Origin of the sequence: Streptococcus sp. DTU_2020_1000888_1_SI_GRL_NUU_041A (assembly GCF_032387735.1) — a bacterium.
Taxonomy (GTDB): domain Bacteria; phylum Bacillota; class Bacilli; order Lactobacillales; family Streptococcaceae; genus Streptococcus; species Streptococcus sanguinis.
The window spans coordinates 1,327,563-1,353,936 of the sequence record NZ_CP135591.1; the positions used below are offsets into that span (position 1 = coordinate 1,327,563).

Here is a 26,374-nt window from a genome sequence, read left to right on the forward strand (position 1 = left end):
TAAATCAATAATCCGGTCTCAGAACACCTTTAACAGTCTCTTTGGTTGCTTGGTAATCGCCATCAACCACGACCTTAATAATGCGTTTGGCATCTTCTTCGGGTGCAGGCACAAGAGGTAAGCGGGTTGGACCAGCTGCAAATCCTAAGTAATTAAGGACTGCCTTGACAGGGGCTGGACTTGGATAAGAGAACAGTGCATTGACTTTAGGGATAAATTTCCGTTGGATAGCTGCTGCTTTTTTGATGTCATTGTGCTCAATGGCATCCAGCATTTCAAACATTTCATCTCCATTTGTGTGAGAAGCAACTGAAATAACTCCATCAGCCCCCAGATTCATAGCATGAAAGGCATCGCCATCCTCACCAGTATAAATTAGAAACTCCTCTGGACGATGCTCAATCAGATAGGCCATATTCGCCAGACTGGTACATTCTTTAACGCCGATAATATTTGGATGTTCTGCCAACCTTAGCATAGTCTCAGGTGTCATCTCAACAACTACCCGTCCAGGTATATTATAGATAATGATAGGCAGGTTTGAAGCATCCGCAATAGCTTTAAAGTGCTGATACATCCCTTCTTGAGAAGGTTTGTTGTAATAGGGAACAATGGCAAGGCCAGCAGCAAAACCACCAAATTCATCTACTTCTTTGACGAATTCGATAGAGTCGCGCGTTTCATTGGTACCAACACCAGCTATCAAAGGAACGCGCCCCTTGACAACCTTTTGAACTGCCGCAAATAGCTCCAACTCTTCATCGTGTGTCAGTGTTGGACTTTCAGCAGTCGTTCCAGCCAGCAAAATCCCATCCGTATGATGCGCCAAAAGGTGCTCAATCAAGTCTGGAATAGCTTCAAAATTGATGGAACCATCTTCATGAAAAGGAGTAATAAAAGCTGTGATGATTTTACAGTTTTTCAGATCCGCATACGCCATAAACTTACCTCTCTTTATTATACGAAAAGAGGGTTGAAAGAACGATTATTCAACCCTGTGCTGTCAAGTTTCCTTGGTCACTTTATTTTAATTCAAAAACAACTTCTGCTGTTGGACGAACTAAACCACGCTCATGCAGTGTCTCTGCGATTTGAACAGAATTCCAAGCTGCTCCTTTAAGAAGATTGTCTGAAACCACCCACATATGGATTCCTTTTTCCGCATCAAGATCCTTACGAATCCGGCCAACAAAGGTTTCTTTCTTACCAACCGCATTGATCGCTTGCGGATAAACCTGATGAGCTACATCATCTTCCAGAACAGCACCAGGAAAGTCTGCGATTGCTGCTTTTACCTGATCAATAGGTGCAACTTCCTTAGTCTCTATGTAGACAGACTCTGAGTGGGCAGACAAGATTGGAAGGCGGACACATGTCGCAGAAACAGCAATAGAATCATCTTCCATGATTTTCTTAGTTTCCTTGGTCATCTTCATCTCTTCGTAAGTATAGTCGTTATCTGTAAAGACATCAATCTGAGGTAAGGCATTAAAGGCAATAGGATAATGCTTCTTATCACCACTACATGGCAGGATATTGGCTTCTGCGTCCTTAGGATTTACACCATCATTGAGAACAGAGCGCAATTGAGCTTGGGTTTCAAGAATGGCTCCCATACCTGCACCAGAAACAGCTTGATAGGTAGACACGATGATACGCTCCAACCCCCATTGCTGACGAATAGGCTCTAAAGCCACCATCATCTGAATTGTCGAGCAGTTAGGGCAAGCGATAATTCCCTTGTGCTGATCTAAGGCATGGGCGTTGACTTCTGGAACAACCAGAGGAACATCAGGATTTTGACGGAAATAAGAGGTGTTATCGACCACTACTGCTCCAGCTTTGACTGCGTAAGGAGCGAATTTTGCTGAGGTAGAACCACCAGCTGAAAAGAGAGCAATATCTACACCTTCAAAAGCCGTCTCAGTCGTCTCTTCGATGGTAATGTCTTGTCCTTTGAACTGGAGAACTTTACCAGCTGAACGAGCAGACGCCAGATAGCGTATTTTATCAATTGGAAGGCTAGATTCTTCCAGCATTTTAATCATTTGAGATCCAACGGCACCAGTGGCACCTACTACAGCAACTGTATATCCCATGCGATAACCTCTCTAAATTTTCAAAAAATTTTTATTGTTAGTATTATACTATTTTTAAGGGAAAATGCAAATATTTCTGAAGAATATAAGTGCGATATTTTGATAAAACACACTAACACTCATGCCTCTCTATGAGAACTTTCAAGGTTTACAGTTTTTGTTCTCACGAACAAAACTGTATCCACTGCTCTATGACTCAATTTCCTCCTGCGGACTCGTTTCGTCAAGAGCAATAGCACTCACGACGTCGACCGTCTCAGTATCAATGTCTCTAAGCTCGGCTGCGACTAATGGTCTTGCCACTCTAAGAGACATAGAAAAATCCCCAATCCGTAGACTGGGGATAAGGGCACTTTCGTGTGATCAGCAGGTTCACACAACTGATCAAAGTCCGCTCCTGCGTTATGACCTCCCATGCTTCAATTTGCAGAAAAACTGCATATCGACTCATCGCACGAAACATAGTTTACCTTATCTTTTTCCGTTTTGTCAAGGTATTTAATCTAAAATATAAACAAAAACTTGTCTATCTTTCCACTCCTGACCTTCTTTTTGGAATTGTTTCCGTACTCCTTCAAGATAGAAATCAGATTGCTCTAGTAATTTTTGCGAAGGGATATTCTGTAGATCAACATGTGCTTCTAAACGATGAAATCCTAGTTCGCGACTGACTTTCTTGAGTTCTTCTAGCATAGCTCTGGCGTAGCCCTGACGCCAAAATTGATTATGTATCGTATAACCTATTTCCGCCCATTGAAAATCGTCTCTAGCTAGCACAAATAAATTAACCATACCTACATGATTTCCGCTTTTTGCATCATAAATACCCCAAATATACTGCTGGTCTTTCTCTCGGAAATCGCGGTGCTTAGCCACCAAATCCGCAAACCAACTTTCTGTACAAATTGTCATATCTAAAAGCCCATCATCAAAAGGTGATTGGGAAGGAAGTCTATTGGAAAATCCTTCAAGCCAAACCGAGTAATCCTTCTCTTCCAGATATTTTAAATAAATATGTTTCATAAATACTTTCTTCCCTCTCGAATACTAAGTCCAGCCATTTCCGCCTGATGTCGCTCGATAAAATCTCTGACCCAGTCTGGATTGGTTTTGGAATAATCTCTCAGCGCCCAGCCGATGGCCTTGTTAATAAAGAATTCAGTTTGGCCCAGATTATTTACTAAAATATTCTCCAAGAGCTCCGTGTCTGTTTTCTCTTTTCGCAATAGCTGATGATCGATAGCTAAGCGCCGTAGCCAGATATCCCCATCACAACTCCAGGATAAAATAATCTCTTTGGTTTCTGGAAATCTGGCAATAATGAATCCGACCAAGCGGTCCAAAAAGTCTATGGTATCCCACCAAGATTTCGTTTGGGCCAGCTTTTTCAAACGTGGCAAGTCAAATGGAGTCAATAATTTCTTGCGACTTTCCAGATAGTCTAGTGCAGCGTACTGTAATTCTCGATAGGGATTATTCCAAGCTTCATTTATAAAATTCCAGTCAATAACGGAGTCAGTCTGCTGTTTGAAAAAAGCCTTTGCGAGCTTCCTTCTGGCTGGAGTCTTGACTCCTAGAAACTCAAATTTATTTTTCATATAGGCTTTCATAGCCACCACATCATCTGGGTTAGCTAAAGCTTTTAACTCTTTTACCAATTCCTCTACATTCATATCTTACTCCAGCAATTCACGGTCATAAATAGTGTAGTCGCAGCGGTAAATCACGAGACGTTTGCCGTCAATCAGCAACTCAGAGGTTTTAGGAGCATCGGATTTATCTAGAGAAACACGGTCTCCAGCATAGGCAGCCAACGGAGTGCCGTTTTGAGAGCGAATCAAAATGACCTTTTTCTTTCCGGTAAAGTCGTTTTTAAAGGCTGAAATCATGCGATTTAAAACGGGAACTGCATGACTGTTCTCCTCAACATCTGCAGTCTTTTGATACTGGGCAAACACATCTTTCAATCCCTTTTCTTCTGCAATCAAGGAAGAGCCCACATGGTCAATCTCATACTTACCCAAGGTGATTTTGAGCACAGAAGAGTCTTCTTTAGAATTTCCTTCTTCATCAACTGAATCAAATTCCTCGTTACGCGAGATGGACAGGGACTTCCCCGACATCTGGTCTATGAGTTGGGAATTCTCATCATAGGTGCGAACCGTCATCTCCAACCCCAACCATTCCTCTTTGGCATTTTTGAACCAATTTTCAACGGACTGACAACCGCTCAAGGTCAAAAGGGTAATGCTTAGAAGAGTTATTAATAGATGTTTCTTTTTCATCATTTCCACTCCATTTCTTTTAAAAGTTTAATTGGTCCAGCTTGCTTGTCTAAGGACTTTTGCAGCCAAACAATGTCATGCCAACGCTCAAATTTATAGCCAATTTTAGGGAAATGCGCCACCTGCTGGTAGCCTCTTTTTCGATGCAAAGCCAGGCTAGCTTCATTTGGCAGAGAAATACAGGCTAGAAAATGCATATATCCCATCTGATCTAACAGGTCTTCAAGCTTATCATAAAGTTTACTGCCGACTCCTTTTTCTCTAGCATCTTGACTGACATAGACGGACAATTCCACCGCCCAATCATAGGCGGCACGCGCATAATAGGTCGAAGCATAGGCATAACCTAAAATTAAACCGTCTTCTTCCGCTACTAGATAAGGATATTTTTCCAATGTTTCTCAATCCTATTTGCAAAATCCTCAATAGTAGGCACTTCATATTCAAAAGTGATGGCTGTATTTTCTACATAAGGCGCATAAATAGCAAGTAAGGTCGCAGCATCTGATGGTTTTGCTAATCTGATGTTCATGTTGACTCCATATTCTATTCTCATTATTTTCACTATTATACCAAAAAGGACTCGTAAAGAGCCTTTTAAACCAAGATCAAAATAGACCAATCGCTGTGCCGTCTGCCGCCACATCCATATTGAGTGCCGCAGGACGTTTTGGCAATCCTGGCATGGTCATGACATCTCCTGTCAAAGCCACGATAAAGCCCGCTCCAAGTTTTGGTACCAGTTCACGAATGGTAATTTCAAAGTTTTCTGGCGCCCCCAGAGCAGCAGGATTGTCAGAGAAGCTATACTGTGTTTTGGCCATACAGATTGGTAGCTTGTCCCAGCCGTTTTTGACAATTTCGCGAATCTGAGTCTGCGCTTTTTTCTCAAAGTTCACCTTCGAACCACGATAGATTTCTGTGACAATTTTTTCAATTTTTTCTTCAATAGAGAGATCATTGTCATAGAGGCGAATGTAATGAGCAGGCTCTTCAGCAATGGTTTTGACTACAGTCTCAGCCAGAGCAACACCACCTTTGGCGCCATCAGCCCATACACTAGCAAGCTCAACCGGTACCCCGATTTCTGCACAAAGTTCCTTAAGCGTAGCAATTTCAGCCTCTGTATCTGAAACAAATTCATTGATGGCTACTACCGCTGGAATACCGAACTTGCGGATATTTTCAACGTGACGTTTGAGATTGGCAAAGCCAGCTCGTACCGCCTCAACATTTTCTTCTGTCAGAGCATCTTTCGCAACGCCGCCATTCATCTTAAGAGCACGAAGGGTTGCGACAATGACTACTGCATCAGGAGAGGTTGGTAAGTTTGGAGTTTTAATATCCAAGAATTTTTCAGCTCCAAGGTCCGCTCCAAACCCTGCCTCAGTCACTGTATAATCAGCCAAACGCAGCGCTGTGCTGGTCGCCAAAACAGAGTTACAGCCATGAGCGATATTGGCAAAAGGCCCGCCATGAACAAAGGCTGGTGTCCCGTAAATAGTCTGAACCAGATTTGGTTTAATCGCATCTTTCAAGACTAATGCCAAGGCTCCTTCTACCTCAAGGTTACGAACATAGACTGGTGTACGGTCATAGCGATAACCAATAACGATGTTAGCCAAGCGCTTTTTCAAATCTTCAATATCCGTAGCTAGGCAAAGTATCGCCATAATTTCAGAAGCAACGGTAATATCAAAGCCATCTTCGCGTGGAATACCGTTAACTGGACTTCCTAAGCCAACAGTCACATGGCGAAGAGCCCGGTCATTCAGGTCAACCACCCGTTTCCAGATAATGCGGCGCTGATCGATTCCCAGAGCATTTCCCTGATGAAGATGATTATCAATGAGAGCTGACAGGGCATTATTAGCAGTCGTGATGGCGTGCATATCACCAGTAAAATGCAAGTTGATATCTTCCATGGGTAGGACCTGTGCATGACCACCGCCAGCAGCTCCTCCCTTGATACCCATCACAGGCCCCAAAGATGGTTCGCGAATGGCAATCATAGTTTTCTTGTCAATTTTATTGAGCGCATCAGCTAGTCCAATGGTAATGGTAGACTTACCTTCCCCGGCAGGTGTCGGATTAATCGCTGTTACCAAAATCAGTTTGCCAACAGGATTTTTTTCAACCTCACGAATTTTATCAAAGCTGAGCTTGGCCTTGTATTTACCATATAGTTCCAAGTCGTCATAGTCGATGCCAACTTTTTTCACTACATCAACAATAGGCTGCAATTCAACACTTTGAGCAATTTCAATATCTGTTTTCATCAAGAACTCCTCTATCAATTAATATAAAAATTATAACAAAAAAGAGCAAAATCTACATGATTAAGCTCTAAATAGATTTTAATGTTCGGTTTTTAAATGTCAACTTTGTAATCAATTGCATGATGTTCCTCTAAGTTGATTTAAAAATAATCCATCTACTTATCACTACGAAAAACTTATTTTGTTTTTATTCTAGAAGTCTATCAAAGAAATTTCTGAATGATACTTGTGCAAAACTTGTTGGATATCACTGTAATTCTCATCTAATTTTGAAATGGAGATCTCAAATACTTCTCCTTTCTTAGTTTTAGGACATATATAGTGAGATGTACTACTACCACCATCCTCATCATAGTCGACGACTTGCTTGTGAGAAATACTGTCAATTATTTCCCATTCCAAAAAATGAACATTCCCATTGCTTAATCGAAAAACCATTTCTTCAGCTGTCCCCGCTAAAATAGGGTATTTACTATCTTTTTCTGCATTCATACTTCTTACAATTAGTGTGATAATAATCACAGACGCAATAATTGCAAAGAATATTAAAAAACCTTCAACGCTCCCTTTTTCTGCAGAAGCGCTCGAATAGCTATAACTTGACGAAGACCCCAAATTGTGTTCACTGTCATGACCTTGTATACTTGCTATTAAAAACAAAGGGAAAATTATCGACACTATAATCCCAACGACTGATGATATATAATATTTTTCACCAGCAAAAAATGCAAATTCATAATCATCTTTATTCATTATTTTTCTCCATATCTAAATTTCAGTTTCAATAAACACTGCAGTTCACTTTTGGATTAGTCACTTTTCCGCTGTGACACTCTGCAATTAGAATTATTTTACTAAATTTCTTTTTTCTTGTAAAATAGTGCTATGAACATATTGATTACTTCTGGCGGAACCAGCGAGAAAATCGACCGTGTCCGCTCTATTACCAATCATTCGACGGGCAGGCTAGGGAAAATCATAGCTGAAACTTTCCTAGACAAGGGCTATCAGGTGACTCTGGTGACGACTCCCAAGTCTGTTCGCCCGGCAGCTCATCCCAATCTTACCATTGTCCAGATTGAAAATGTTGCAGAACTGCTTGAAAGCTTGAAGCCGCTCGTTCACACACATAATGTACTGATTCATGCAATGGCTGTCTCAGACTACACCCCCGTCTATATGACTGGTTTTGAAGCTGTAGCTGCTAGCCCTGATATGACTGAATTTCTGAATAAAACTAACTCAGAAAGCAAGATTTCTTCTCAGGATGATGTTCAAGTTCTTTTTCTCAAAAAGACACCAAAAATTATCAGCCTGGTAAAAAAATGGAATCCAGACATTCGCTTGATTGGCTTCAAACTCTTGGTCGATATTTCTGATGAGGAGTTAATCAAGACAGCACGAGACAGTCTCATAAAAAATCAAGCAGAAATTATCGTCGCCAATGATTTGACAGAGATTTCTAACCATGGACACAGAGCCTATCTTGTCAGAAAAGATACTGTAACTCAAGCTCAATCCAAAGAAGAAATTGCTCAGCTCCTCTACCAGCATATCCGCAATACATAAGGAGGATTAAGATGACTCAGATTACCTTAGCCGTCAGTGGCAGCATATCAGCTTACAAAGCTGCTGACATCACCAGCCGTCTAAAGAAAGAGAACTTTGAAATAGCTGTCCTCATGACAGAGGCAGCGACAGAATTTATCACACCACTGACCCTGCAAGTCTTGTCGCAAAGACAAGTTGCAATTGATATTATGCAAGAACCTGACCCGAGCAAGGTCAATCACATTGACATCGCTAAAGAGTCTGACCTTTTTTTGCTAGCCCCAGCTACAGCCAATACTATCGCTAAATTATCCAACGGTTTAGCTGATAATATGGTGACAGCTACTGCCCTGGCTCTGCCGCCTCATACGAAGAAAGTTTTGGCACCAGCTATGAACACCAAGATGTATGAAAATCCACTAACTCATCACAACTTGGAGCGTCTGCAACGTTTTGGATGGAAGATTATTCAGCCACGTGAAGCAGTGCTAGCTTGTGGCGATCAGGGGACAGGTGCTCTAGCTGAGATTGATACGATTATTGATACAGTAAAGGAACTTATTTATGAGAAAACAATCTAAAATTGCTCAAATTGCTATTTTCTTTGCCATTATGTTGGTACTTCATTTGCTCAGCTCAGTCATTTTCAACCTGCTTCCAGTACCGATTAAGCCTACAATTATTCACATTCCTGTTATCATCGCCAGTATCCTCTATGGCCCTAAAGTCGGAGCTGTTCTAGGTGGCCTCATGGGATGTATCAGCGTTATCACTAATACCTTAGTTTTATTGCCAACCAGCTATCTCTTTAGCCCCTTTGTGCCAAATGGAAGCCTTTCTTCGCTTCTTGTTGCCATGGTGCCTCGCATTCTCATCGGGATCACTCCTTATTTCGTATACAAAGCTATGAAAAATAAGGTCGGCTTGATTGTAGCTGGTTCCGTCGGTTCTGCCACCAATACCATTTTTGTCTTGGGAGGTATTTTCTTTCTCTTTTCAAATGTATACCAAGGAGATATCAAAGCACTTCTGGCTGTGATTCTTTCAGCAAACTCTATTGCCGAGTTAATCATTTCTGCGGTTTTGACAGCAACTATTATTCCTGCACTTGAAAAAGCCCAAAAATGATGATGAGTTAGTTTTCGGACCAAGCAATGCTTTGGTCTTTTTTGATAGCGCTATACCATCTTGAAATCCTTGAAACAATGCCTTGAAAAGTATTTCATCGTTTTCTAGGTAACCTCTTTCAAAATTAATGAAAATATGCTACAATGTAAGCGATTAAGAAAATTTAAGAGCAGGATTTTTTACTAAAATTTCCAACTCTTCATTTCAAAAATAAAGGAGACTCCACCTATGACTTATCAAGATAACTTCAAAAAATGGCTTGATTATGCTGAACTTCCTGACTATCTTCGCCAAGACTTGAACAGTATGGACGAAAAAACTAAGGAAGATGCCTTTTACACCAATCTTGAGTTTGGTACTGCTGGTATGCGTGGTTTGATTGGCGCTGGTACCAACCGTATTAATATTTATGTTGTCCGTCAGGCAACCGAAGGTTTGGCTCGCTTGATTGAAGAAAAAGGTGATGAGTTCAAAAAACGCGGTGTTGCAATTGCTTACGACTCCCGTCATTTCTCACCAGAATTTGCCTTTGAATCTGCTGCTGTTTTAGCTAAGCACGGCATCAAGTCCTATGTCTTTGAAAGTCTGCGCCCAACTCCAGAACTTTCATTTGCGGTACGTCATTTAGGAACTTTTGCTGGTATCATGATTACGGCCAGCCACAACCCTGCTCCATTTAACGGCTACAAGGTATATGGTGAAGACGGCGGACAAATGCCTCCACATGATGCAGATGCATTGACTGACTACATCCGTGCCATTGAAAATCCTTTTGCTATCGAGGTCGCTGATGTTGAAGCTGAAAAAGCTTCTGGCTTGATTGAAGTGATTGGCGATGCTATTGATGCTGAATACCTCAAGGAAGTTAAAGATGTCAATATCAACCAAAAACTGATTGATGAATACGGCAAGGACATGAAGATTGTCTATACTCCTCTGCACGGCACTGGTGAAATGTTGGCTCGTCGCGCTTTGGCTCAAGCAGGATTTGATTCTGTTGAAGTTGTTGAAGCTCAAGCTGTAGCTGATCCAGACTTCTCTACTGTTAAGTCTCCAAACCCTGAAAGCCAAGCAGCCTTTGCTTTAGCTGAGGAATTAGGCCGTAAAGTTGGTGCAGATGTCTTGGTCGCAACTGACCCAGATGCTGACCGTGTCGGTGTAGAAGTTCTGCAAAAAGACGGCAGCTACCTCAACCTTTCAGGTAACCAAATCGGGGCTATCATGGCTAAATACATCTTGGAAGCTCATAAGAGCGCTGGAACTCTGCCAGCTAACGCTGCTCTCTGCAAGTCTATCGTTTCTACTGACCTAGTGACTAAGATTGCTGAAAGCTATGGTGCAACCATGTTCAATGTCTTGACTGGTTTCAAATTTATCGCTGAAAAGATTCAAGAATTCGAAGAAAAACACAACCACACCTACATGATGGGATTTGAAGAAAGCTTCGGCTATCTGATCAAGCCATTTGTACGTGATAAAGACGCTATCCAAGCTGTTTTGGTCGTGGCTGAGCTTGCTGCCTACTACCGCTCACGTGGCTTGACTCTGGCTGACGGTATTGAAGAAATCTACAAAGAGTACGGTTACTTTGCTGAAAAGACTATCTCTGTAACCCTGTCTGGTGTTGATGGAGCTGAGCAAATCAAGGCTATCATGGCTAAGTTCCGTGACAATGGTCCGAAAGAATTCAACGCTACTGCTATTTCTGTTACTGAAGACTTTAAGGCGCAGACTTCTACCGCCGCAGACAGTACTGTTACAGCTCTGACAACTCCTCCAAGCGATGTGCTGAAATATACTTTGGCTGATGGTTCATGGATTGCTGTCCGCCCATCTGGAACAGAACCAAAAATCAAGTTCTATATTGCCGTTGTCGGTGATAGCAATGAAGATGCCCAAGCAAAAATTACTGCTATTGAAGCAGAGATCAATACCTTTATCAAGTAAAACACCACTATCAACCAATCAACCAGAGAATGAATTTCACATTCTCTGGTTTTTCGTTTCCAAATCAAGCATTTTTCTGTTTTTTATGGCATACTAGTTTTATCAAAAGAAATGAGGATTATTTATGGAACAATTTGCTCAAAATATTAAAGACCTTGAAGTCACAACTATTGATCGCGCTCGTCAAGCGATTGCTGACAAAGAGACAGCAACTTTCTTCGTCGGTCGCAAAACTTGCCCTTACTGCCGTAAATTCGCTACTACTCTTGCTGGCGTTGTCGCTGATACCAGGGCGCATATTTTCTTTATCAATAGCGAAGAAGCCAGCGAATTAGAGAAACTGCAAGCCTTCCGCTCTGAATATAGTATTCCGACGGTTCCTGGTTTTGTTCATGTTCAAGATGGCCAAGTATCTGTTCGTTGCGATTCTTCTATGACTGCAGATGAAATTAAAGCTTTTGCCGGGATTTAAGCACAAATCTCCATCTAAAGGCTAGTTTATTAGCTTCTCTCCTTACAGAGCGAGAAGGACTATAAGTTATTTTAAAAGCAAAAAAGACAAACTATATTGTTTGTCTTTTATTTTTCTTTCAAAGTATATATCGGAAGGCCGTGTTCTACTATTCTATCATCTAGTTTAAAATAATTTTTAAACCAATGTTTATATTTTTTAAATAGAGCTTCAATACAGATATACAGGATGATTATTAAAAAGATAAATAGAAAAGCGTGCCAATCTTGAAATTTCGAGGAACTCTCAATGAACATATTCCAGTATGCATATGAGAAGAGCAAAAGAACTACTAAAATTAAATTCACATATAAAATATAGCTCACAAAGAAGAGAAATTGATGTTTCTTTGATCTTTTACTGTAATAGACTTTATAGTTTTCGGTATGTCTTTCGAAGACAGGCAAGTGAAAGGAATAGCGTCCGCTCCCGAACTTAGCTAACTCAGGTAAGGCATGATAGCCACACCAATGGAAGCATTTATAGATGAACTCGCGAGTCAAAAAATAAATATTTAAACCTATAAAAATTAGAATAATGATGAAGTCAGTTCTCGCAGTTGGGGAAAATATCCACTGAAAATAAAGAAGGCAATGTAAGAAATTCAAAGCGCCTAATATAAAATAAATGACACCAGCAAGTCTGCTACGACGTCCAATAGAAGTTTTATCTGGAGGACTAGGGGTATGGGACAAATTTTAATGATTTCCTATTCTTCGTAAATTTAATCAAGTTCAACAGACTATTTGACTTTAGTTTCCATCTTTTACGTTCCTAAAAGCCTCCCACATCTTCTGCTGGGGCTTGGCGAAGGGGTAGTTTCCAAAGTCATCTGGATGAAGCCACAAGACCTCTCCATCAGCTGCGTGCTGGCTATCTTTAACTCGGCCATAAGCGAGCTGGATATGCCACTTGCGATGGCTGAAAACATGTTGCACTTTTGAAAAGGACTGCTGCTGCCAATCAACAATCAAATCATAATCCTGCTCAAAGCTTTCTTGAGGAGACAAGTCCAGACTTGACTGATTTTCAGCCACCTCAAAGAGGGACATCTGATTTTCAGTTTGAAATTCCTCGACTTCAATCAAGGGAAAATGCCAAAAACCTGATAACAAGCCAGCAGCCTCATTCTTTTCAAGTAAGAATTGTCCCTGTTCGTTTTCGATAATCAAGCCTTGCAGATAGACCGGAACTGGCTTCTTTTTAGGTGCTTTGATTGGATATTTATCCATTGTTCCATTCAAATAAGCTGTGCTGAACTCCTTTACAGGACTGTCTTCTGGATGAGGATTAACAGGAGCTTCAATATCTGACCCCAAATCCATCAGCGCCTGATTGAAATCTCCGGGTCTGTCTGGATCAATCAGAATCTCCATCATAGCCTGAAAGACCTTACGATTGCTGGGTTGGCCAATATCTAAATCAACTTCAAATAATCGACTCAGCACCCGCATGACATTGCCATCTACCGCAGGCTCAGCTAGTCCAAAGGCAATACTAGCAATAGCACCAGCCGTATAAGGTCCAATTCCTTTGAGGCTAGCAATTCCTTCATAGCTATCAGGAAATTTTCCAGCGAAATCTGTCATTATCTGCTGGGCTGCTTTTTGCATATTTCGCACCCGCGAATAATAGCCCAACCCTTCCCAAGCCTTGAGCAGTCTATCCTCTGGTGTCTGAGCTAAATCAGCTACTGTCGGGAACCAGTCAAGAAAGCGCTCATAGTAAGGAATCACCGTATCCACCCGAGTCTGCTGCAGCATAATCTCAGAAACCCAGATATGATAAGGATTATTTGTTCTGCGCCAAGGCAGGTCACGTTTGTTTTCATCATACCAAGTTAATAATTTCTCTCGAAAAGAGGCGATTTTATCTGCCCCCCACATCTCAATTCCGTATTCTTTCAAATCTAACATAAATCTAGTATAGCATAAGGCAAGAAAAATTGAAGAGCTTATGCCCTCCAATTGTTTCTTATCGTTTAATAATGACCAACAGCCTGACTGGCTGTAATCAAAGTCAGCTTGTATACGTCATCCGCATTACATCCTCGAGAAAGGTCATTAACTGGATGGTTAAGACCCTGCAAGATAGGACCTACTGCTGAAAAGCCACCTAAACGCTCTGCCATTTTGTAACTGATATTCCCAGCTTCGATACTTGGGAAGACAAAGACAGTCGCTTGACCGGCCACAGGGCTGCCAGGTGCTTTCAGCTCTGCTGTTGCAGGAACGAAAGCTGCATCAAACTGCAATTCACCATCGATAACCAAGTCTGGACGCATTTCCTGAGCCAACTTAGTCGCCTCCACTACCTTATCAACCTTTTCACCGAAACCAGAGCCCTTGGTCGAATAACTGAGCATAGCAACTTTTGGATCAATACCGAAAATTTGTGCTGTCAAAGCTGAGTTAACAGCAATCTCCGCCAAAACATTGGCATCTGGATCGATATTGATGGCACAGTCACTGAAAATGTAGCGTTCGTCATCACGCACCATGAGGAAGGCTCCTGAAGTACGAGAAACCCAAGGCAGGGTCTTGATGATTTGAAGAGCCGGCCGAACAGTCGCTGCTGTGGAATGAATCGCTCCAGACACCATCCCTTGAACCTTACCAAGGTAAACCAACATAACCCCAAAGTAGTTGACGTCTTCCTTGAGCAACTGACGTGCTTCATCCGCAGTGATTTTCCCTTTACGACGCTCAACGAATGCTTCTACCAATTCCTCAAAGCAGGAACAGTTTGAAGGATCAATAACCTGATATCCTTCTTTTACTCCCTCAATTTCTAGATAAATACGGATTTTATCAGGATTACCCAATAGAACTGGTGTAATATCGGTTTCTTTCACCAAACGTTTAGTTGCTTGCAAAATCCGTGGCTCTTCACCCTCCGGCAAGACAATTTTTACTTCCTTATCTTTCAAGGCTTCACGAATTGAATCAAAAATTTTCATGTTTCTTAAAACTCCTTTATCTCTTAATCTTTTAATTTCTCAATAACTTGTTTAAAATCTTCTGGCAAAGGACTGGCACGCTCAACTTCCTGTCCGCTAAAAGGGTTATAAAATTTCAAAGAATGACAATGTAAAGCTTGGCGCTCTATTCCGTGTTCCAAACTCCCTCCATAAAGATCGTCACCCAAAAGCGGAAAGCCAATATGTGAAAAATGAACGCGGATTTGATGAGTCCTCCCAGTATGAAGACGGATATCCACCAGATAGACATCTCCGAACTGCTCTATGACCTTGTAACTGGTATGGGCGTACTTACCATCCTCTGTCACGCGCCTCGTAATGATACTCTCAGGGTTGCGTCCAATCGGAGCAATAATCTCACCTTGCTCTTCTAAGTCACCAGTCCCCCGAACCAGAGCGTAATAGCGCTTTTCTATCAGCTTCTTCTGTAGCTGCTTATCCAATCTGGCATGAGCATAGCCATGTTTGGCAAAGAGCATGAGTCCACTTGTATCCTTATCCAGACGCGTCACGATATGCACCTGTTGGTTTTCATAGCCCTGACCAATATAGTAAGCCTTGACAAAGTTTGCCATGGTGTTGGTGTGGTTAACACTGGGAATACTGGCCACTCCTGCCGGCTTATCCAAAACCAAGAAATGCTCATCCTCGTAGACGACATACAAGTCCTTATCAACAGCTTTCAGACTCTCAAATCCTTTTTCAGAAGGAATGTCAATCGTCACTTTATCGCCAATATCCAAGAGATAAATAGCGTTCTGAGGCTGATGGTTGACAAGAATGTTTCCGCCGGAAAATTTTATCTTAGCCAAGAGGCCTTTGGAAATTTCATGTCGCTTCAAAAAGGTCTTTACCTTGACATGTTCATCAGCAATAAACTCAAACCTCATTCCTGGCACTCTCCAATAAAGGAGTCTCTGACACGATTCCAAAAGCTGGTATGGCTTGGTGAAGCCACAAAATGTATCTTATGATTGTCAATCTGGTACTCAATGCGGACAATGTTTTTGAAAGAGAAAGTCTGGTTATCAACCGCAATAGTGTGATAGTCGCTGCGGGTCGGCACCAGTTCAATCTTATCCTTTTTGGGAACAATGACAGACGAACCCAATGTCCGATAAACCCGATTGTTGAGACTGGCAATTTCTGTCACCTGCAAGGCTTCGATTGTCGGATGCAATACCGCTCCACCCAGAGATTTGTTATAGGCTGTACTGCCTGTCGGAGTAGAAACAGAAATCCCATCTCCTCGGAAACGCTCGAAATGAACCCGATTGATAATGACATCAGCTACCATAGTCCGATCCGAACGCTTGATTGTTGCTTCGTTCAAAGCACGAATAGTGCGTGTATCACCATTTTCAAAAGTGATTTTCACATTTAAAATTGGATAAGAAACCTGAGCACCAGTATCTAATTTGAGATTTTCTACCAGCTTATCTAGTTCAAAATCACGGTAGTCTGTATAAAAGCCGAGATGCCCTGTATGCACACCGACAAAGCGGACCCGATCCAGCTGTTCTTCATACATATGAAAAGCCGACAGCAACATGCCGTCACCACCCACCGAAATCACAATGTCGGGATTCTTAGGAGTTAAAATAAAGCCGTTCTGTTTCAGCTTCTGCTTCAAATCCTGATAGACTTGTTCACTCTGTCTTTTCCGATTGCGGATAATCGCTATTTTTTTATCTGTATTCTTCATCTGTATCATCACTATTTCCCACACCGTCATTTAACTTGCGGTGAAGAGGATCAAAGAGAGCCTGCGCCTCCTGGATAGCATCACGGATTTCTCCCATCTCCTCATCCAGCTGATAGGCAAGATTAGCTGTCGTTTCCAAGCGGCATTTGATTTCCTCGGGAAATTCTCCTTTATACTTGTAATTCAAAGAATGCTCAATCGTAGCCCAAAAATTCATCGAAAGGGTGCGAATCTGAATCTCAGCCAGAATAAGCCTATGACCATTAATCGTATCAACTGGATATTCTACAATCACATGGTAACTCCGATAGCCACTGGCTTTTTTGTTTTTGATGTAATCCCGTTCCTGGACAATACGCATATCAGTCCGGTTTCGCAGGACTTCTAAAACTTCATCCACATCATCGACAAACTGTACCATGACCCGTAAGCCAGCGATATCCTGCATCTCCTGCTCGATATTTTCCTCTCGAATGCCTCGCAGAACCATCTTTTCTTTAATGCTCTCAATCGGCTTGACACGCCCGGTCACAAACTCAATCGGGGAATGACGCTGCTGCTTGCGGTATTGCTTTCGCACCCCACGCAACTTAATTTTCAGCTCTCCAACCGCTTGAATATAGGGGTCTAGAAACTCTTCCCATTCTATTGTCATACACTTACCTTGTCATATCATTATTTTTTGTATAAAATAAACACAACTGTTATTATAACATAAATCGCTTTCAAAAAAAAGAAAAGGATATGAAAATGAATCACTTAGAAATTGAATTCAAAACCATGCTGACCAAAGAAGAGCACGACCGTCTGCTTCAGTTATTTGTTGATATTTCGCCTATTAGCCAAACCAACCACTACATCGATTCAGATCAGCAGAGTATCCGACACGCTCACATGGCTTTTCGAGTACGGACTTTTAACCATCGCGAAGCAGAGCTGACGCTCAAGATTCCTCAAGAAGTCGGAGCCTTGGAACTCAATCAGAACTTGACACCAGAAGAAACTGAAAATATTTTGCAGAACAATGAATTTCCTACAGGAGAGCTTTTAGAGACGCTGCTTCAAAAAGGACTTCCCGTTCAAGACTTTAAAGTTTTAGGCTCTCTAGAGACTATCCGCTATGAAAAAGAAGACGAAATCGGTCTGCTTGCTCTGGATGAGAGTCACTACTTGGGCAAAACAGACTTCGAACTCGAAGTCGAAGTTGAAGATTTCGAAAAAGGAAAAGAAAATTTCCTCAACTTCCTAAAACAGCACTGCATCGACTACAAACCTAGTAAGAGCAAGATAGCAAGATTTTCTGAAAACTTGTAAATCAACGACCACAAAATAGCTGAAATATTCTAATTTTTTTGGTAAAATAAAAGGTAGCAATCTAAAGACTATTGAAATATAAATTTCATGGAGCATTAGATTATAGAAATGAGACAAAAAGAGGACGGTCCAACTCATGTCAGATAAAAAAAATATGAAGCTTTTTTCCCTCAACTCCAATCATTCCATAGCTGAAAAAATCGCTGAAGCTGCTGGGGTTCCATTGGGGAAACTTTCCTCCCGCCAATTCTCAGACGGCGAAATTCAGATTAACATCGAAGAAAGTGTTCGTGGCTATGACATTTACATCATTCAGTCTACTAGCTTCCCTGTCAATAATCACTTGATGGAGCTCTTGATTATGGTGGATGCCTGCAAGCGTGCCAGTGCTAATACGATTAATGTTGTCATGCCTTATTTTGGTTATGCACGTCAGGATCGGACTGCTGCTCCTCGCGAGCCAATTACAGCTAAACTGGTTGCCAACATGCTTGTCGGCGCTGGAGTAGATCGCGTGATTTCTCTGGATCTTCATGCCGTGCAGGTCCAAGGTTTCTTTGATATCCCAGTTGATAACCTCTTCACTATCCCACTCTTTGCCAAACATTATTGTAATATGGGGTTAACGGGAGATGATGTCGTTGTCGTCAGCCCTAAAAACTCTGGTGTAAAACGCGCCCGCAATTTGGCTGAATATCTGGATGCCCCTATCGCTATCATTGATTATGGCGAAGATGAGGCGGGTCGCTCTGAGGGATATATCATTGGAGATGTCGAGGGCAAGAAAGCTATTCTTATTGACGACATTTTAAATACCGGTCGGACTTTCTCTGAAGCAGCTAAAATTGTCTGTCGCGAAGGCGCAGTCGAAATCTATGCTGTATCCAGTCATGGTCTCTTCGCGGATAAAGCTGCGGAATTGCTGGATAATTCTCCTATCAGGGAAATTCTTGTGACCGACTCTGTTGATACCAAAGAAAAAACACCTAAGAATCTCCACTACATTACAGCTAGTGAACTGATTGGTGATGCTATTGTCCGCATTCAAGAGAGAAAACCAGTCAGCCCACTCTTTGCCTATCAAAAGAAATAAGGTAACCGGAGTGATTTATTTAGATAATGCCGCTACAACTGCTTTGTCGCCTGCTGCAATCCAAGCAATGACCAAAACTATGACCGTCTTTGGAAATCCATCCAGTACGCATAGTCATGGCCGAGAAGCTAGTAAACTCCTCAGACAGGCGCGTGAGGATATTGCTCAAGCTCTGCATACTCAAAGCAATAAGATTCTTTTTACTTCAGGTGGCACTGAAAGCAACAATACTGCTATCAAAAGCTATGCCCTTCGTCACCAGAACCGAGGAAAACATATTGTTACCACTGCTATTGAACACCATGCTGTCTTAGAAGTGGTGGAGTACTTAGTAGACAAATTCGGCTTTGAAGCTACTTTTGTTCAGCCGGTGGATGGTCAGATTCGAGCGGCGGATATTAAAAAGGCACTTAGACCTGACACTATTCTTGTGTCCGTCATGGCGGTTAATAACGAGACGGGTGCCATGCTCCCCATTAAGGAAATTGGTGAATTACTGCACGAACATCCTGCTGCTTTTCACGTTGATGCTGTCCAAGCAATTGGTAAACTTCCCATCTACCCTGACGAGCTAAGGATTGACTTCCTCTCTGCTTCAGCGCATAAGTTTCATGGTCCCAAAGGCGTTGGCTTCCTTTATGCCAAGAAGATGGATTTTGACAATTTCATGCACGGTGGCGACCAGGAAGAAAAACACCGGGCCGGAACTGAAAATCTAATCTCTATCACAGGTATGGCGGCGGCTCTGTCAGATAGCACGGAAAATCTTGAGGAAAATCTAGAGCATGCTCAAGACTTAAAAGACAGCTTACTTGCTGACTTATCGGACATTGACTTTTACTTAAATGAAAGTCAGCCCAGCTTGCCTTACGTCATCAATTTGGGATTTCCCAATCAAAAAAATGACCTGCTTCTGCTTCAAATGGATTTAAATGGCTTTTCCATTTCAACAGGATCAGCCTGCACGGCCGGAGCTATACAACCTAGTCATGTCCTGCAGGCTATGTATGGCAAAGATTCCAACCGCTTGCACGAGTCCATTCGGATCAGTACTTCGGACCAGACGACTCTGCAAGAGATTCAATCATTTACAAAGAAATTAAAAGAAATTTTAGGAGGATAAGATGGCCTTTCAAACATCTGTTAGCTTAGCAAACTGTGAATATACCTATTCACTTCACCCAAATGTCAAGAAATTTACCTTGCGCGACAATACTTTCGCGGAAAGCAAGGTTGGAAACTATGAACTCTCTCGTCTGCTGGAATCTGTTCCCAACAGCGGAAATGGTTTTCTGCTGAAAATCATCGTCAATAAAGATTTAAATGGTTTTAAAATTAACATCACTGACAAATCAGGCCTGCGCTTGGTCAATATTTTCAAATCAGAAGACCATCACATTATCCAGCAAAAATTCTATTTCTTGATGGATAGCTTGGTTGAAAGAAATATTTTTGAAAAGATACCACAATAAGCAAGATTCTAGCAATTTTGCTTTTTTGCTTTAGGCTCTTAAAAAAACGAGCTTGACTTCTACTTAGAACACTTGAAGAAAAGACTAACCGAACCCAAAGAAAGGATTAACAATGGTTGAACTGACCTATTTGGACTCATATAAGGTAAAACGAACACTTACCTATGAAGACTTCGACGAATTTCTTCTCGCCTTCTCTGGCTGTGTCACAGTTCCTGACTCGCTCAAGGTGCTTTCTGTTACGTATAAGGGACACCAGCTGCCTTTTGCAGGGCTAATTGGAGACTTGTACCGCCAGATGTACCAGTTAGACTTAACTCCCTATCAGGACTAATCTCTTCGCAACTGCAACATAACTTAAACTTTCACTCTTTTCTTTTTTAGTGCATTAAACATCTTTAATTAGTTGATTTTTTCACAAACTTCCTATAAAATAGAATTAGAAAGGTTGTGATTTTGTGAAAACTGAAAAAAATACTACAATTCCTCGAGCAACTGCTAAAAGGCTATCGCTCTACTATCGTATTTTTAAACGTTTTAATGCTGAGAAGATCGAAAAAGCCAACTCCAAGCAAATCGCTGAAGCCATTGGTATTGACTCTGCTACTGTCAGACGAGATTTTTCTTATTTCGGTGAGCTTGGCCGCAGAGGATTTGGTTATGATGTCAAGAAATTGATGAACTTTTTTGCTGACCTCTTAAACGACAATGCTATTACCAATGTCATGATTGTTGGTGTTGGTAATATGGGGCGGGCTCTGCTGCACTATCGTTTTCATGAGCGCAATAAAATGAAGGTTGTAATGGCTTTTGACACAGATGATCATCCAGAAGTTGGCAGCACAACCAGCGATGAGATTCCTATCTATGGAATTTCCCAAATCAAAGAAAAAATACAGTCAGGAAATGTGCAAACTGCCATCCTAACTGTACCTAGCGTAAAAGCTCAAGAAGTCGCATCTATCTTAGTTCAGGCTGGTGTCAAGGGCATTCTCTGTTTCTCACCTGTAAACCTATCCCTACCTAAGGATGTGGTCGTCCAGTATGTTGACCTGACTAGCGAACTGCAGACTTTGCTCTACTTCATGAGAAAAAATGATTATTAATTTGAAAGAGGTATTAAACACTCTATGAGTAAACCTATTATTGGAATAACCGGAAATGAAAGAGAAATCCCAGACGATCACTTCATCCATATGAGCTATACAGCGACAGGATTCGTTGAGGGTGTCAAAGAAGTTGGCGGAATTCCAATGATTTTGCCAATCGGTGATGAAGAAATGGCTAAACAGTATGTTTCCATTGTCGATAAATTAATCATCACAGGAGGTCAAAATGTATGCCCTCAATTCTATGGTGAAGAGAAAACCATTGACAGCGATGATTATTTACTCAAGCGAGACATTTTTGAGTTAGCTTTAATCAAGGAAGCTCGCCGCCAAAATAAACCAATCTTCACTGTCTGCCGCGGAACCCAACTTTATAATGTAGCCCTAGGTGGTACTCTTCATCAAGATATTGAAGATCATTGGCAAGATAGCTCTGCTGAATACACGACTCAAAGCATGGTGACCAAGAACGGTTCTATTCTGCACGAAATCTATGGACCAGCATCTGAAATCAACTCCTTCCACCACCAAAGTATCAAGGATTTGGCGGCCGGCCTAGAAGTCACCGCCTATGATCCTCGGGATAAGATTATTGAAGCCATCACTTCTACTGACGGTAGTCCTTTCCTTGGCGTCCAATGGCACCCAGAGTTCTTATTTGGCTCCAGAGAAGGAGACTTAGCTCTGTTTGATTATGTTGTCAATATTCTTTAAAAACCTCTACTCCTAGATAAACTTCTTTTCAACACGAATAGAAGTTTTTTATATTCAAGTAAATCAAATTATATCATATCTGTCTCCTCTCGATAGCTATAGTAGTTGGACTTGGATACAATCAAATGATCCAAAAGAACCAAGCCCATCATCTCACATGCTTCTTTCATATGCTGGGTCACCTCATCGTCATTTCTGCTGGGAACGACTGAGCCTGATGGATGATTGTGTACCAGTATGATAGATGTCGCTAGATGCTTGAGAGCGTAGTGGAGAATCTCTCTTGGCTCAGCAATGCTTCTGCTGACCGTCCCCATAAAAATAGTCTGCTGGTGCAAAATTTGATTTTGACTATTAAGATAAATAGCAACCAAGCACTCCTGCCTCATATCTCCCAATTCCTGCTGCATCTTCTGGGCTAATTTTTGACTGCCCATAATCTGCTCTTTTTGCAAAACCTCTGCTCGGTTAATCCGACGCCCCAATTCGATAATGGCCTGCAGCTCCACAGCCTTAATCGGACCGATTCCAGAAATAGTTTGCAATTCCTGCAAAGTTAAATACTTGAGATCGTTCAAACTGGAAATTGATGATAAAATTCTTTGAGAAACTTGAAAAACACTTTCTTTTTTGTTGCCTGTCCTGAGAAAGATTGATAGAAGCTCCTGGTTACTGAGTTTTTCAGCGCCTTCTCTCATCAATCGCTCCCGCGGCATCATGCTAATATCATCTTGAAATGAAATGCTATACATAGAAACCTCCTTACCTTATTATTCGGAAAAAGAGTCAAAATCAGCAAGAATAGATACAAAAAATCTTTCGTCCAGAACAAATTTTAGATAAAAAAACACTCCAAAAGTAGAGTTCTTCCTAACCTTTGGAGTGAAATGTTTTTTACCTTTAAATCTGCATTTGATTATAGGACTTACTAAAAGATTCAAGAACTTCCTTAGGAGCCTTGTCATACTCGACAGAGCCTTCTAACGTTCCCTTGACAATCGTTCGATTGGTTGCCGCAGCATCCTCACAAGTAACCAAAGTAATCTCTGTAACGCCTTCGGTATCCTCAATCAAATCCGTTCGATCTGGAGTTACCGTTTCAACACTAGTGATTACATAAGTATAGACATGCTCTTTATCAGTGATATAGATCTTCATGCCAGCCTTAGCACGATCCAGTGGGGAAAAGAGCATGTTGCTAGCCCCTGTGATGCCAAAGACATGGTGGCTAGCCAAGGCATAATTCCCCTGCCCCATCTGCTGAGTCTCTTTCATCGTACCAGCACCATAATACAATCCAGCATTATCCAGTCCTTTGAAGATCGGCAAATTCATGGAAACTTCCGGAATAGAGATGCCTCCGATAACAGGCAATTGCTGCGCTTTCCACTGAGCATTGATGACCGCCTCTGTAGAAAGCGACTCTACCTTATTAAAGTCAAAGCTAGTCTCAGCATTTTTATTTTTATTAATAGAGTCTTTGGAAACCTTGCTGACCTGATATTGGTTTGTATGCCAAACCATAATCATGTTTCGGATTTGCGCATTAAAGATCAAGCCAAGGGCCACAAAAATTAATAATGTCGCAACAATATTGATGAAAATATTTCTTTTACTTCTTTGTTTTCTTTTTCGACTTCTTTTTCCTTGTACCATATAGAGGTCCTCTTTTACGATTCGTTTTCTTCCTCTGCTACATCTTCTTTATCGTCTGCTTCGACGCTTGTAAAGGTGACAATCTGTGCATTTTGGTCCAGACGCATGACCTTAACTCCCATAGTTGAGCGGCCAGTCTGAGAAATATTCGCCACACTGGTCCGGATGATGACACCAGTATTAGTGATAATCATCAAATCTTCCTCGCCAGTAACAGTCATCAGACCAGCAAGAGGTCCGTTCTTATCAGTGATATTGGCTGTTTTAATCCCTTTACCACCACGTCCCTTGGTTGGGTACTCACTAGCAAGAGTTCGCTTACCATAGCCTTTTTCGGTAATGACAAGCACTTCGTCTCCTTCAGCAATCACTCCAGCTCCAACGACCTGGTCACCATCTCGAAGATTAACTCCGCGAACACCAGTCGCTATACGGCTCATGCTCCGGACAGCTGTCTCATTGAAGCGGACAGAATAACCAAACTTCGTACCAATGATAACATCTGCAGCACCGTCTGTCAGAAAGACATTGATTAACTCGTCTTCATCTTTCAAATTCAAAGCCTTAAGACCGTTCTGACGAATATTAGCAAATTCTGTCACACTGGTCCGTTTGACCACCCCATGACGGGTAGTAAAGAAGAGATAGGAATCATCACTTCGGTCTTGCTGGACATTAATAATAGTCTGAATAGTCTCTCCTTCATCCAGTTTCAAAAGATTAACAACAGGCAAGCCCTTGGCTGTCCGGCCGTACTCAGGGATTTCATATCCTTTGAGACGATAGACTCGGCCCTTGTTAGTAAAGAAGAGCAGTCCATCGTGGGTACTCGTTGAAACAAGCTCTTTGACGAAGTCATCGTCTTTGACACCAGTTCCTTGAACACCGCGGCCTCCGCGTTTCTGAGCGGTAAATTCAGCCTGGTTCAGACGTTTAATATAGCCTTTATTAGACAGGGTAATCAAAACATCCGCTTCCTCAATCAAATCTTCATCTTCAAGAGAAAGAACTTCTCCCACCATCAGCTCAGTTCGGCGATCATCCGCAAATTTACGTTTGACCTCGTCTAATTCTTCCTTGATAATAGCGATAACGCGCTCTGGCTTAGCCAAAATATCAGCCAAGTCTGCAATCAAGGCAATCAGCTCGTCATACTCTGACTGAATCTTATCACGTTCCAAACCAGTCAGACGGCGCAGACGCATATCGAGGATAGCCTGACTCTGGCGTTCAGATAGCTCAAACTTAGCCATCAATTCAGCCTGTGCTTCTGCGTCCGTTTCGCTATTACGGATAATCCGAATCACTTCATCAATGTGATCCAGCGCAATCAGCAAACCAGCCAAGATATGAGCTCGAGCTTCTGCCTTTTCTTTATCGAAGACCGTCCGTCGAGTCACCACTTCCTTTTGGTGCTCAATATAAGCCAACAAAATCTCACGAAGAGACAGAATCTTCGGCACACCATTTTGAATAGCCAACATATTGAAGCTGAAATTGGTCTGCATCTGAGTCAGCTTGAAAAGGTTGTTTAGAATGACATGAGCAGAGGCATCACGACGAACCTCAATGACAAAACGAACTCCTTCACGGTTGGACTCATCACGAACAGCTGTGATACCGTCAATGCGTTTTTCCTGCACCAGACGAACAATATGCTCATGGACCTTAGTCTTATTAACCATGTACGGAAACTCGGTTACGACAATTCGCTCTCGGCCGTTTTTCATCTCTTCGATTTCAGTGCGAGAACGAAGCACAATCGAACCCTTCCCTGTTTCATAAGCCCGGTGAATACCAGACTTGCCCATAACCAGTGCTCCTGTCGGAAAATCTGGTCCAGGAAGGACTTCCATGATATCACGAGTCGTTGCTTCCGGATTATCCATGACAAGCTTAACCGCATCAATAGACTCACCAAGATTATGAGGTGGGATATTGGTCGCCATCCCGACGGCAATCCCTGTCGCACCGTTTACAAGCAAGTTAGGGAAGCGAGCAGGAAGAACTACAGGTTCTCTCTCGCTGGCATCATAGTTGTCAATATAATCAACAGTGTTTTTATTAATATCGCGAAGCATCTCCAGAGCAATCTTGCTCATACGTGCTTCTGTATAACGCTGAGCAGCGGCTCCGTCTCCGTCCATAGAACCGAAGTTTCCATGGCCATCTACAAGCATATAGCGATAGCTCCACCATTGAGCCATCCGTACCATCGCTTCATAAATAGAGGAGTCTCCGTGCGGGTGATATTTACCCATGACATCCCCTGTAATACGAGCCGATTTCTTGTGAGGCTTTTCAGGCGTCACGCCAAGCTCATTCATACCATAGAGAATCCGACGGTGAACTGGCTTGAGACCATCACGAACATCAGGAAGTGCCCGAGCCACGATAACACTCATAGCGTAATCAATGAAACTAGTCTTCATTTCACTAGTCAGATTAACATTTACTAAGTTTCTGTCTTGCATTAAAAAATGCCTTTCTTTCATATTAAACTACCCTTTATTATACCACATTTTCTTTAA

General features: G+C 41.9%; 28 protein-coding genes and 1 pseudogene. 12 read left to right on the forward strand and 17 right to left on the reverse strand.

What is annotated here, in order from left to right; genetic code table 11:
- Window positions 1-4 precede the first annotated feature (4 nt).
- From dapA to RSK81_RS06440, 9 genes and pseudogenes are all read right to left on the reverse strand, one after another.
- Window positions 5-940, reverse strand: a complete 936-nt coding sequence (gene dapA, locus RSK81_RS06400; RefSeq protein ID WP_002902934.1) for a 4-hydroxy-tetrahydrodipicolinate synthase — start codon at window positions 938-940, stop codon at window positions 5-7.
- 82 nt (window positions 941-1,022) lie between these two features.
- Window positions 1,023-2,099 carry an aspartate-semialdehyde dehydrogenase gene (locus RSK81_RS06405; protein ID WP_315686224.1) on the reverse strand — a complete coding sequence of 359 codons (1,077 nt, stop codon included), beginning with the start codon at window positions 2,097-2,099 and terminating at the stop codon, window positions 1,023-1,025.
- 189 nt (window positions 2,100-2,288) lie between these two features.
- The gene (locus RSK81_RS06410; RefSeq protein WP_260468519.1) at window positions 2,289-2,414 is read right to left on the reverse strand and encodes a hypothetical protein; all 126 of its coding nucleotides are present in this window, start codon (window positions 2,412-2,414) and stop codon (window positions 2,289-2,291) included.
- A 183-nt stretch (window positions 2,415-2,597) separates the two neighbouring features.
- Complete coding sequence (locus RSK81_RS06415; RefSeq protein ID WP_315686226.1) at window positions 2,598-3,122, reverse strand: GNAT family N-acetyltransferase; 525 nt, start codon at window positions 3,120-3,122, stop codon at window positions 2,598-2,600.
- The gene (locus RSK81_RS06420; protein ID WP_315686227.1) at window positions 3,119-3,772 is read right to left on the reverse strand and encodes a DNA alkylation repair protein; all 654 of its coding nucleotides are present in this window, start codon (window positions 3,770-3,772) and stop codon (window positions 3,119-3,121) included. The genes RSK81_RS06415 and RSK81_RS06420 overlap by 4 nt, the downstream gene beginning before the upstream one ends.
- 3 nt (window positions 3,773-3,775) lie before the next feature.
- The gene (locus tag RSK81_RS06425) at window positions 3,776-4,387 is read right to left on the reverse strand and encodes a DUF5052 family protein (protein WP_315686228.1); all 612 of its coding nucleotides are present in this window, start codon (window positions 4,385-4,387) and stop codon (window positions 3,776-3,778) included.
- Window positions 4,384-4,916: pseudogene (locus RSK81_RS06430) on the reverse strand (GNAT family N-acetyltransferase). Before RSK81_RS06430 ends, RSK81_RS06425 begins: the two are co-directional and overlap by 4 nt.
- Before the next feature lie 76 nt (window positions 4,917-4,992).
- On the reverse strand, window positions 4,993-6,663 hold the full coding sequence (locus tag RSK81_RS06435) for a formate--tetrahydrofolate ligase (protein ID WP_315686230.1): 1,671 nt from the start codon (window positions 6,661-6,663) through the stop codon (window positions 4,993-4,995).
- A 192-nt stretch (window positions 6,664-6,855) separates the two neighbouring features.
- Entirely contained in the window at window positions 6,856-7,416 is a 561-nt protein-coding gene (locus tag RSK81_RS06440) for a hypothetical protein (protein ID WP_315686231.1), read from the reverse strand.
- Window positions 7,417-7,548: 132 nt separating this feature from the next.
- Here RSK81_RS06440 and RSK81_RS06445 point away from each other — a divergent pair, with 132 nt between their 5' ends.
- From RSK81_RS06445 to RSK81_RS06465, 5 genes are all read left to right on the forward strand, one after another.
- Entirely contained in the window at window positions 7,549-8,232 is a 684-nt protein-coding gene (locus tag RSK81_RS06445; protein WP_315686232.1) for a phosphopantothenate--cysteine ligase, read from the forward strand.
- Window positions 8,233-8,243: 11 nt separating this feature from the next.
- Window positions 8,244-8,795, forward strand: coding sequence for a phosphopantothenoylcysteine decarboxylase (coaC, locus tag RSK81_RS06450; RefSeq protein WP_315686234.1), 552 nt, complete (start codon window positions 8,244-8,246; stop codon window positions 8,793-8,795).
- A complete protein-coding gene (locus RSK81_RS06455) occupies window positions 8,779-9,342 on the forward strand; it encodes an ECF transporter S component (RefSeq protein WP_315686236.1) in 564 nt (187 codons plus the stop codon). Before coaC ends, RSK81_RS06455 begins: the two co-directional genes overlap by 17 nt.
- Before the next feature lie 228 nt (window positions 9,343-9,570).
- Complete coding sequence (locus tag RSK81_RS06460) at window positions 9,571-11,289, forward strand: phospho-sugar mutase (RefSeq protein WP_315686238.1); 1,719 nt, start codon at window positions 9,571-9,573, stop codon at window positions 11,287-11,289.
- 124 nt (window positions 11,290-11,413) lie between these two features.
- Window positions 11,414-11,761, forward strand: coding sequence for a thiol reductase thioredoxin (locus RSK81_RS06465; protein ID WP_002924633.1), 348 nt, complete (start codon window positions 11,414-11,416; stop codon window positions 11,759-11,761).
- Between the two features lie 791 nt (window positions 11,762-12,552).
- Here the strand turns inward: RSK81_RS06465 and mutY are convergent.
- The 5 genes from mutY to RSK81_RS06490 all read right to left on the reverse strand — a co-directional run bounded on the left by mutY (window position 12,553) and on the right by RSK81_RS06490 (window position 17,140).
- Window positions 12,553-13,716, reverse strand: coding sequence for an A/G-specific adenine glycosylase (gene mutY / locus RSK81_RS06470; protein WP_002924627.1), 1,164 nt, complete (start codon window positions 13,714-13,716; stop codon window positions 12,553-12,555).
- Window positions 13,717-13,781: 65 nt separating this feature from the next.
- Window positions 13,782-14,759: a phosphate acetyltransferase gene (gene pta, locus RSK81_RS06475; protein ID WP_002902946.1), complete on the reverse strand. Its 978-nt coding sequence runs from the start codon at window positions 14,757-14,759 to the stop codon at window positions 13,782-13,784.
- Between the two features lie 23 nt (window positions 14,760-14,782).
- Window positions 14,783-15,670: an RluA family pseudouridine synthase gene (locus RSK81_RS06480; RefSeq protein WP_002924626.1), complete on the reverse strand. Its 888-nt coding sequence runs from the start codon at window positions 15,668-15,670 to the stop codon at window positions 14,783-14,785.
- Window positions 15,667-16,485, reverse strand: coding sequence for an NAD kinase (locus RSK81_RS06485; protein WP_284431856.1), 819 nt, complete (start codon window positions 16,483-16,485; stop codon window positions 15,667-15,669). The genes RSK81_RS06480 and RSK81_RS06485 overlap by 4 nt, the downstream gene beginning before the upstream one ends.
- Complete coding sequence (locus RSK81_RS06490) at window positions 16,469-17,140, reverse strand: GTP pyrophosphokinase family protein (RefSeq protein ID WP_002924625.1); 672 nt, start codon at window positions 17,138-17,140, stop codon at window positions 16,469-16,471. The genes RSK81_RS06485 and RSK81_RS06490 overlap by 17 nt, the downstream gene beginning before the upstream one ends.
- Window positions 17,141-17,235: 95 nt before the next feature.
- Here RSK81_RS06490 and RSK81_RS06495 point away from each other — a divergent pair, with 95 nt between their 5' ends.
- From RSK81_RS06495 to RSK81_RS06525, 7 genes are all read left to right on the forward strand, one after another.
- Window positions 17,236-17,799, forward strand: coding sequence for a CYTH domain-containing protein (locus tag RSK81_RS06495; protein WP_032908296.1), 564 nt, complete (start codon window positions 17,236-17,238; stop codon window positions 17,797-17,799).
- A 136-nt stretch (window positions 17,800-17,935) separates the two neighbouring features.
- A complete protein-coding gene (locus RSK81_RS06500; RefSeq protein ID WP_002897526.1) occupies window positions 17,936-18,892 on the forward strand; it encodes a ribose-phosphate diphosphokinase in 957 nt (318 codons plus the stop codon).
- A gap of 10 nt (window positions 18,893-18,902) precedes the next feature.
- On the forward strand, window positions 18,903-20,015 hold the full coding sequence (locus tag RSK81_RS06505) for a cysteine desulfurase family protein (RefSeq protein WP_315686242.1): 1,113 nt from the start codon (window positions 18,903-18,905) through the stop codon (window positions 20,013-20,015).
- A 1-nt stretch (window position 20,016) separates the two neighbouring features.
- Complete coding sequence (locus RSK81_RS06510; RefSeq protein ID WP_315686243.1) at window positions 20,017-20,364, forward strand: DUF1831 domain-containing protein; 348 nt, start codon at window positions 20,017-20,019, stop codon at window positions 20,362-20,364.
- 112 nt (window positions 20,365-20,476) lie between these two features.
- Entirely contained in the window at window positions 20,477-20,698 is a 222-nt protein-coding gene (locus RSK81_RS06515) for a DUF4649 family protein (protein ID WP_002900305.1), read from the forward strand.
- Between the two features lie 124 nt (window positions 20,699-20,822).
- A complete protein-coding gene (locus RSK81_RS06520) occupies window positions 20,823-21,470 on the forward strand; it encodes a redox-sensing transcriptional repressor Rex (protein ID WP_315686244.1) in 648 nt (215 codons plus the stop codon).
- Between the two features lie 24 nt (window positions 21,471-21,494).
- Entirely contained in the window at window positions 21,495-22,187 is a 693-nt protein-coding gene (locus RSK81_RS06525) for a gamma-glutamyl-gamma-aminobutyrate hydrolase family protein (RefSeq protein WP_002924621.1), read from the forward strand.
- Between the two features lie 68 nt (window positions 22,188-22,255).
- Here RSK81_RS06525 and radC read toward each other — a convergent pair whose 3' ends face one another.
- The 3 genes from radC to gyrA all read right to left on the reverse strand — a co-directional run bounded on the left by radC (window position 22,256) and on the right by gyrA (window position 26,317).
- The gene (radC, locus tag RSK81_RS06530; protein ID WP_002915150.1) at window positions 22,256-22,939 is read right to left on the reverse strand and encodes a RadC family protein; all 684 of its coding nucleotides are present in this window, start codon (window positions 22,937-22,939) and stop codon (window positions 22,256-22,258) included.
- A 148-nt stretch (window positions 22,940-23,087) separates the two neighbouring features.
- Window positions 23,088-23,843 carry a class A sortase gene (locus tag RSK81_RS06535; protein WP_002924618.1) on the reverse strand — a complete coding sequence of 252 codons (756 nt, stop codon included), beginning with the start codon at window positions 23,841-23,843 and terminating at the stop codon, window positions 23,088-23,090.
- 14 nt (window positions 23,844-23,857) lie between these two features.
- On the reverse strand, window positions 23,858-26,317 hold the full coding sequence (gyrA, locus tag RSK81_RS06540; protein ID WP_049547725.1) for a DNA gyrase subunit A: 2,460 nt from the start codon (window positions 26,315-26,317) through the stop codon (window positions 23,858-23,860).
- Window positions 26,318-26,374 lie beyond the last annotated feature (57 nt).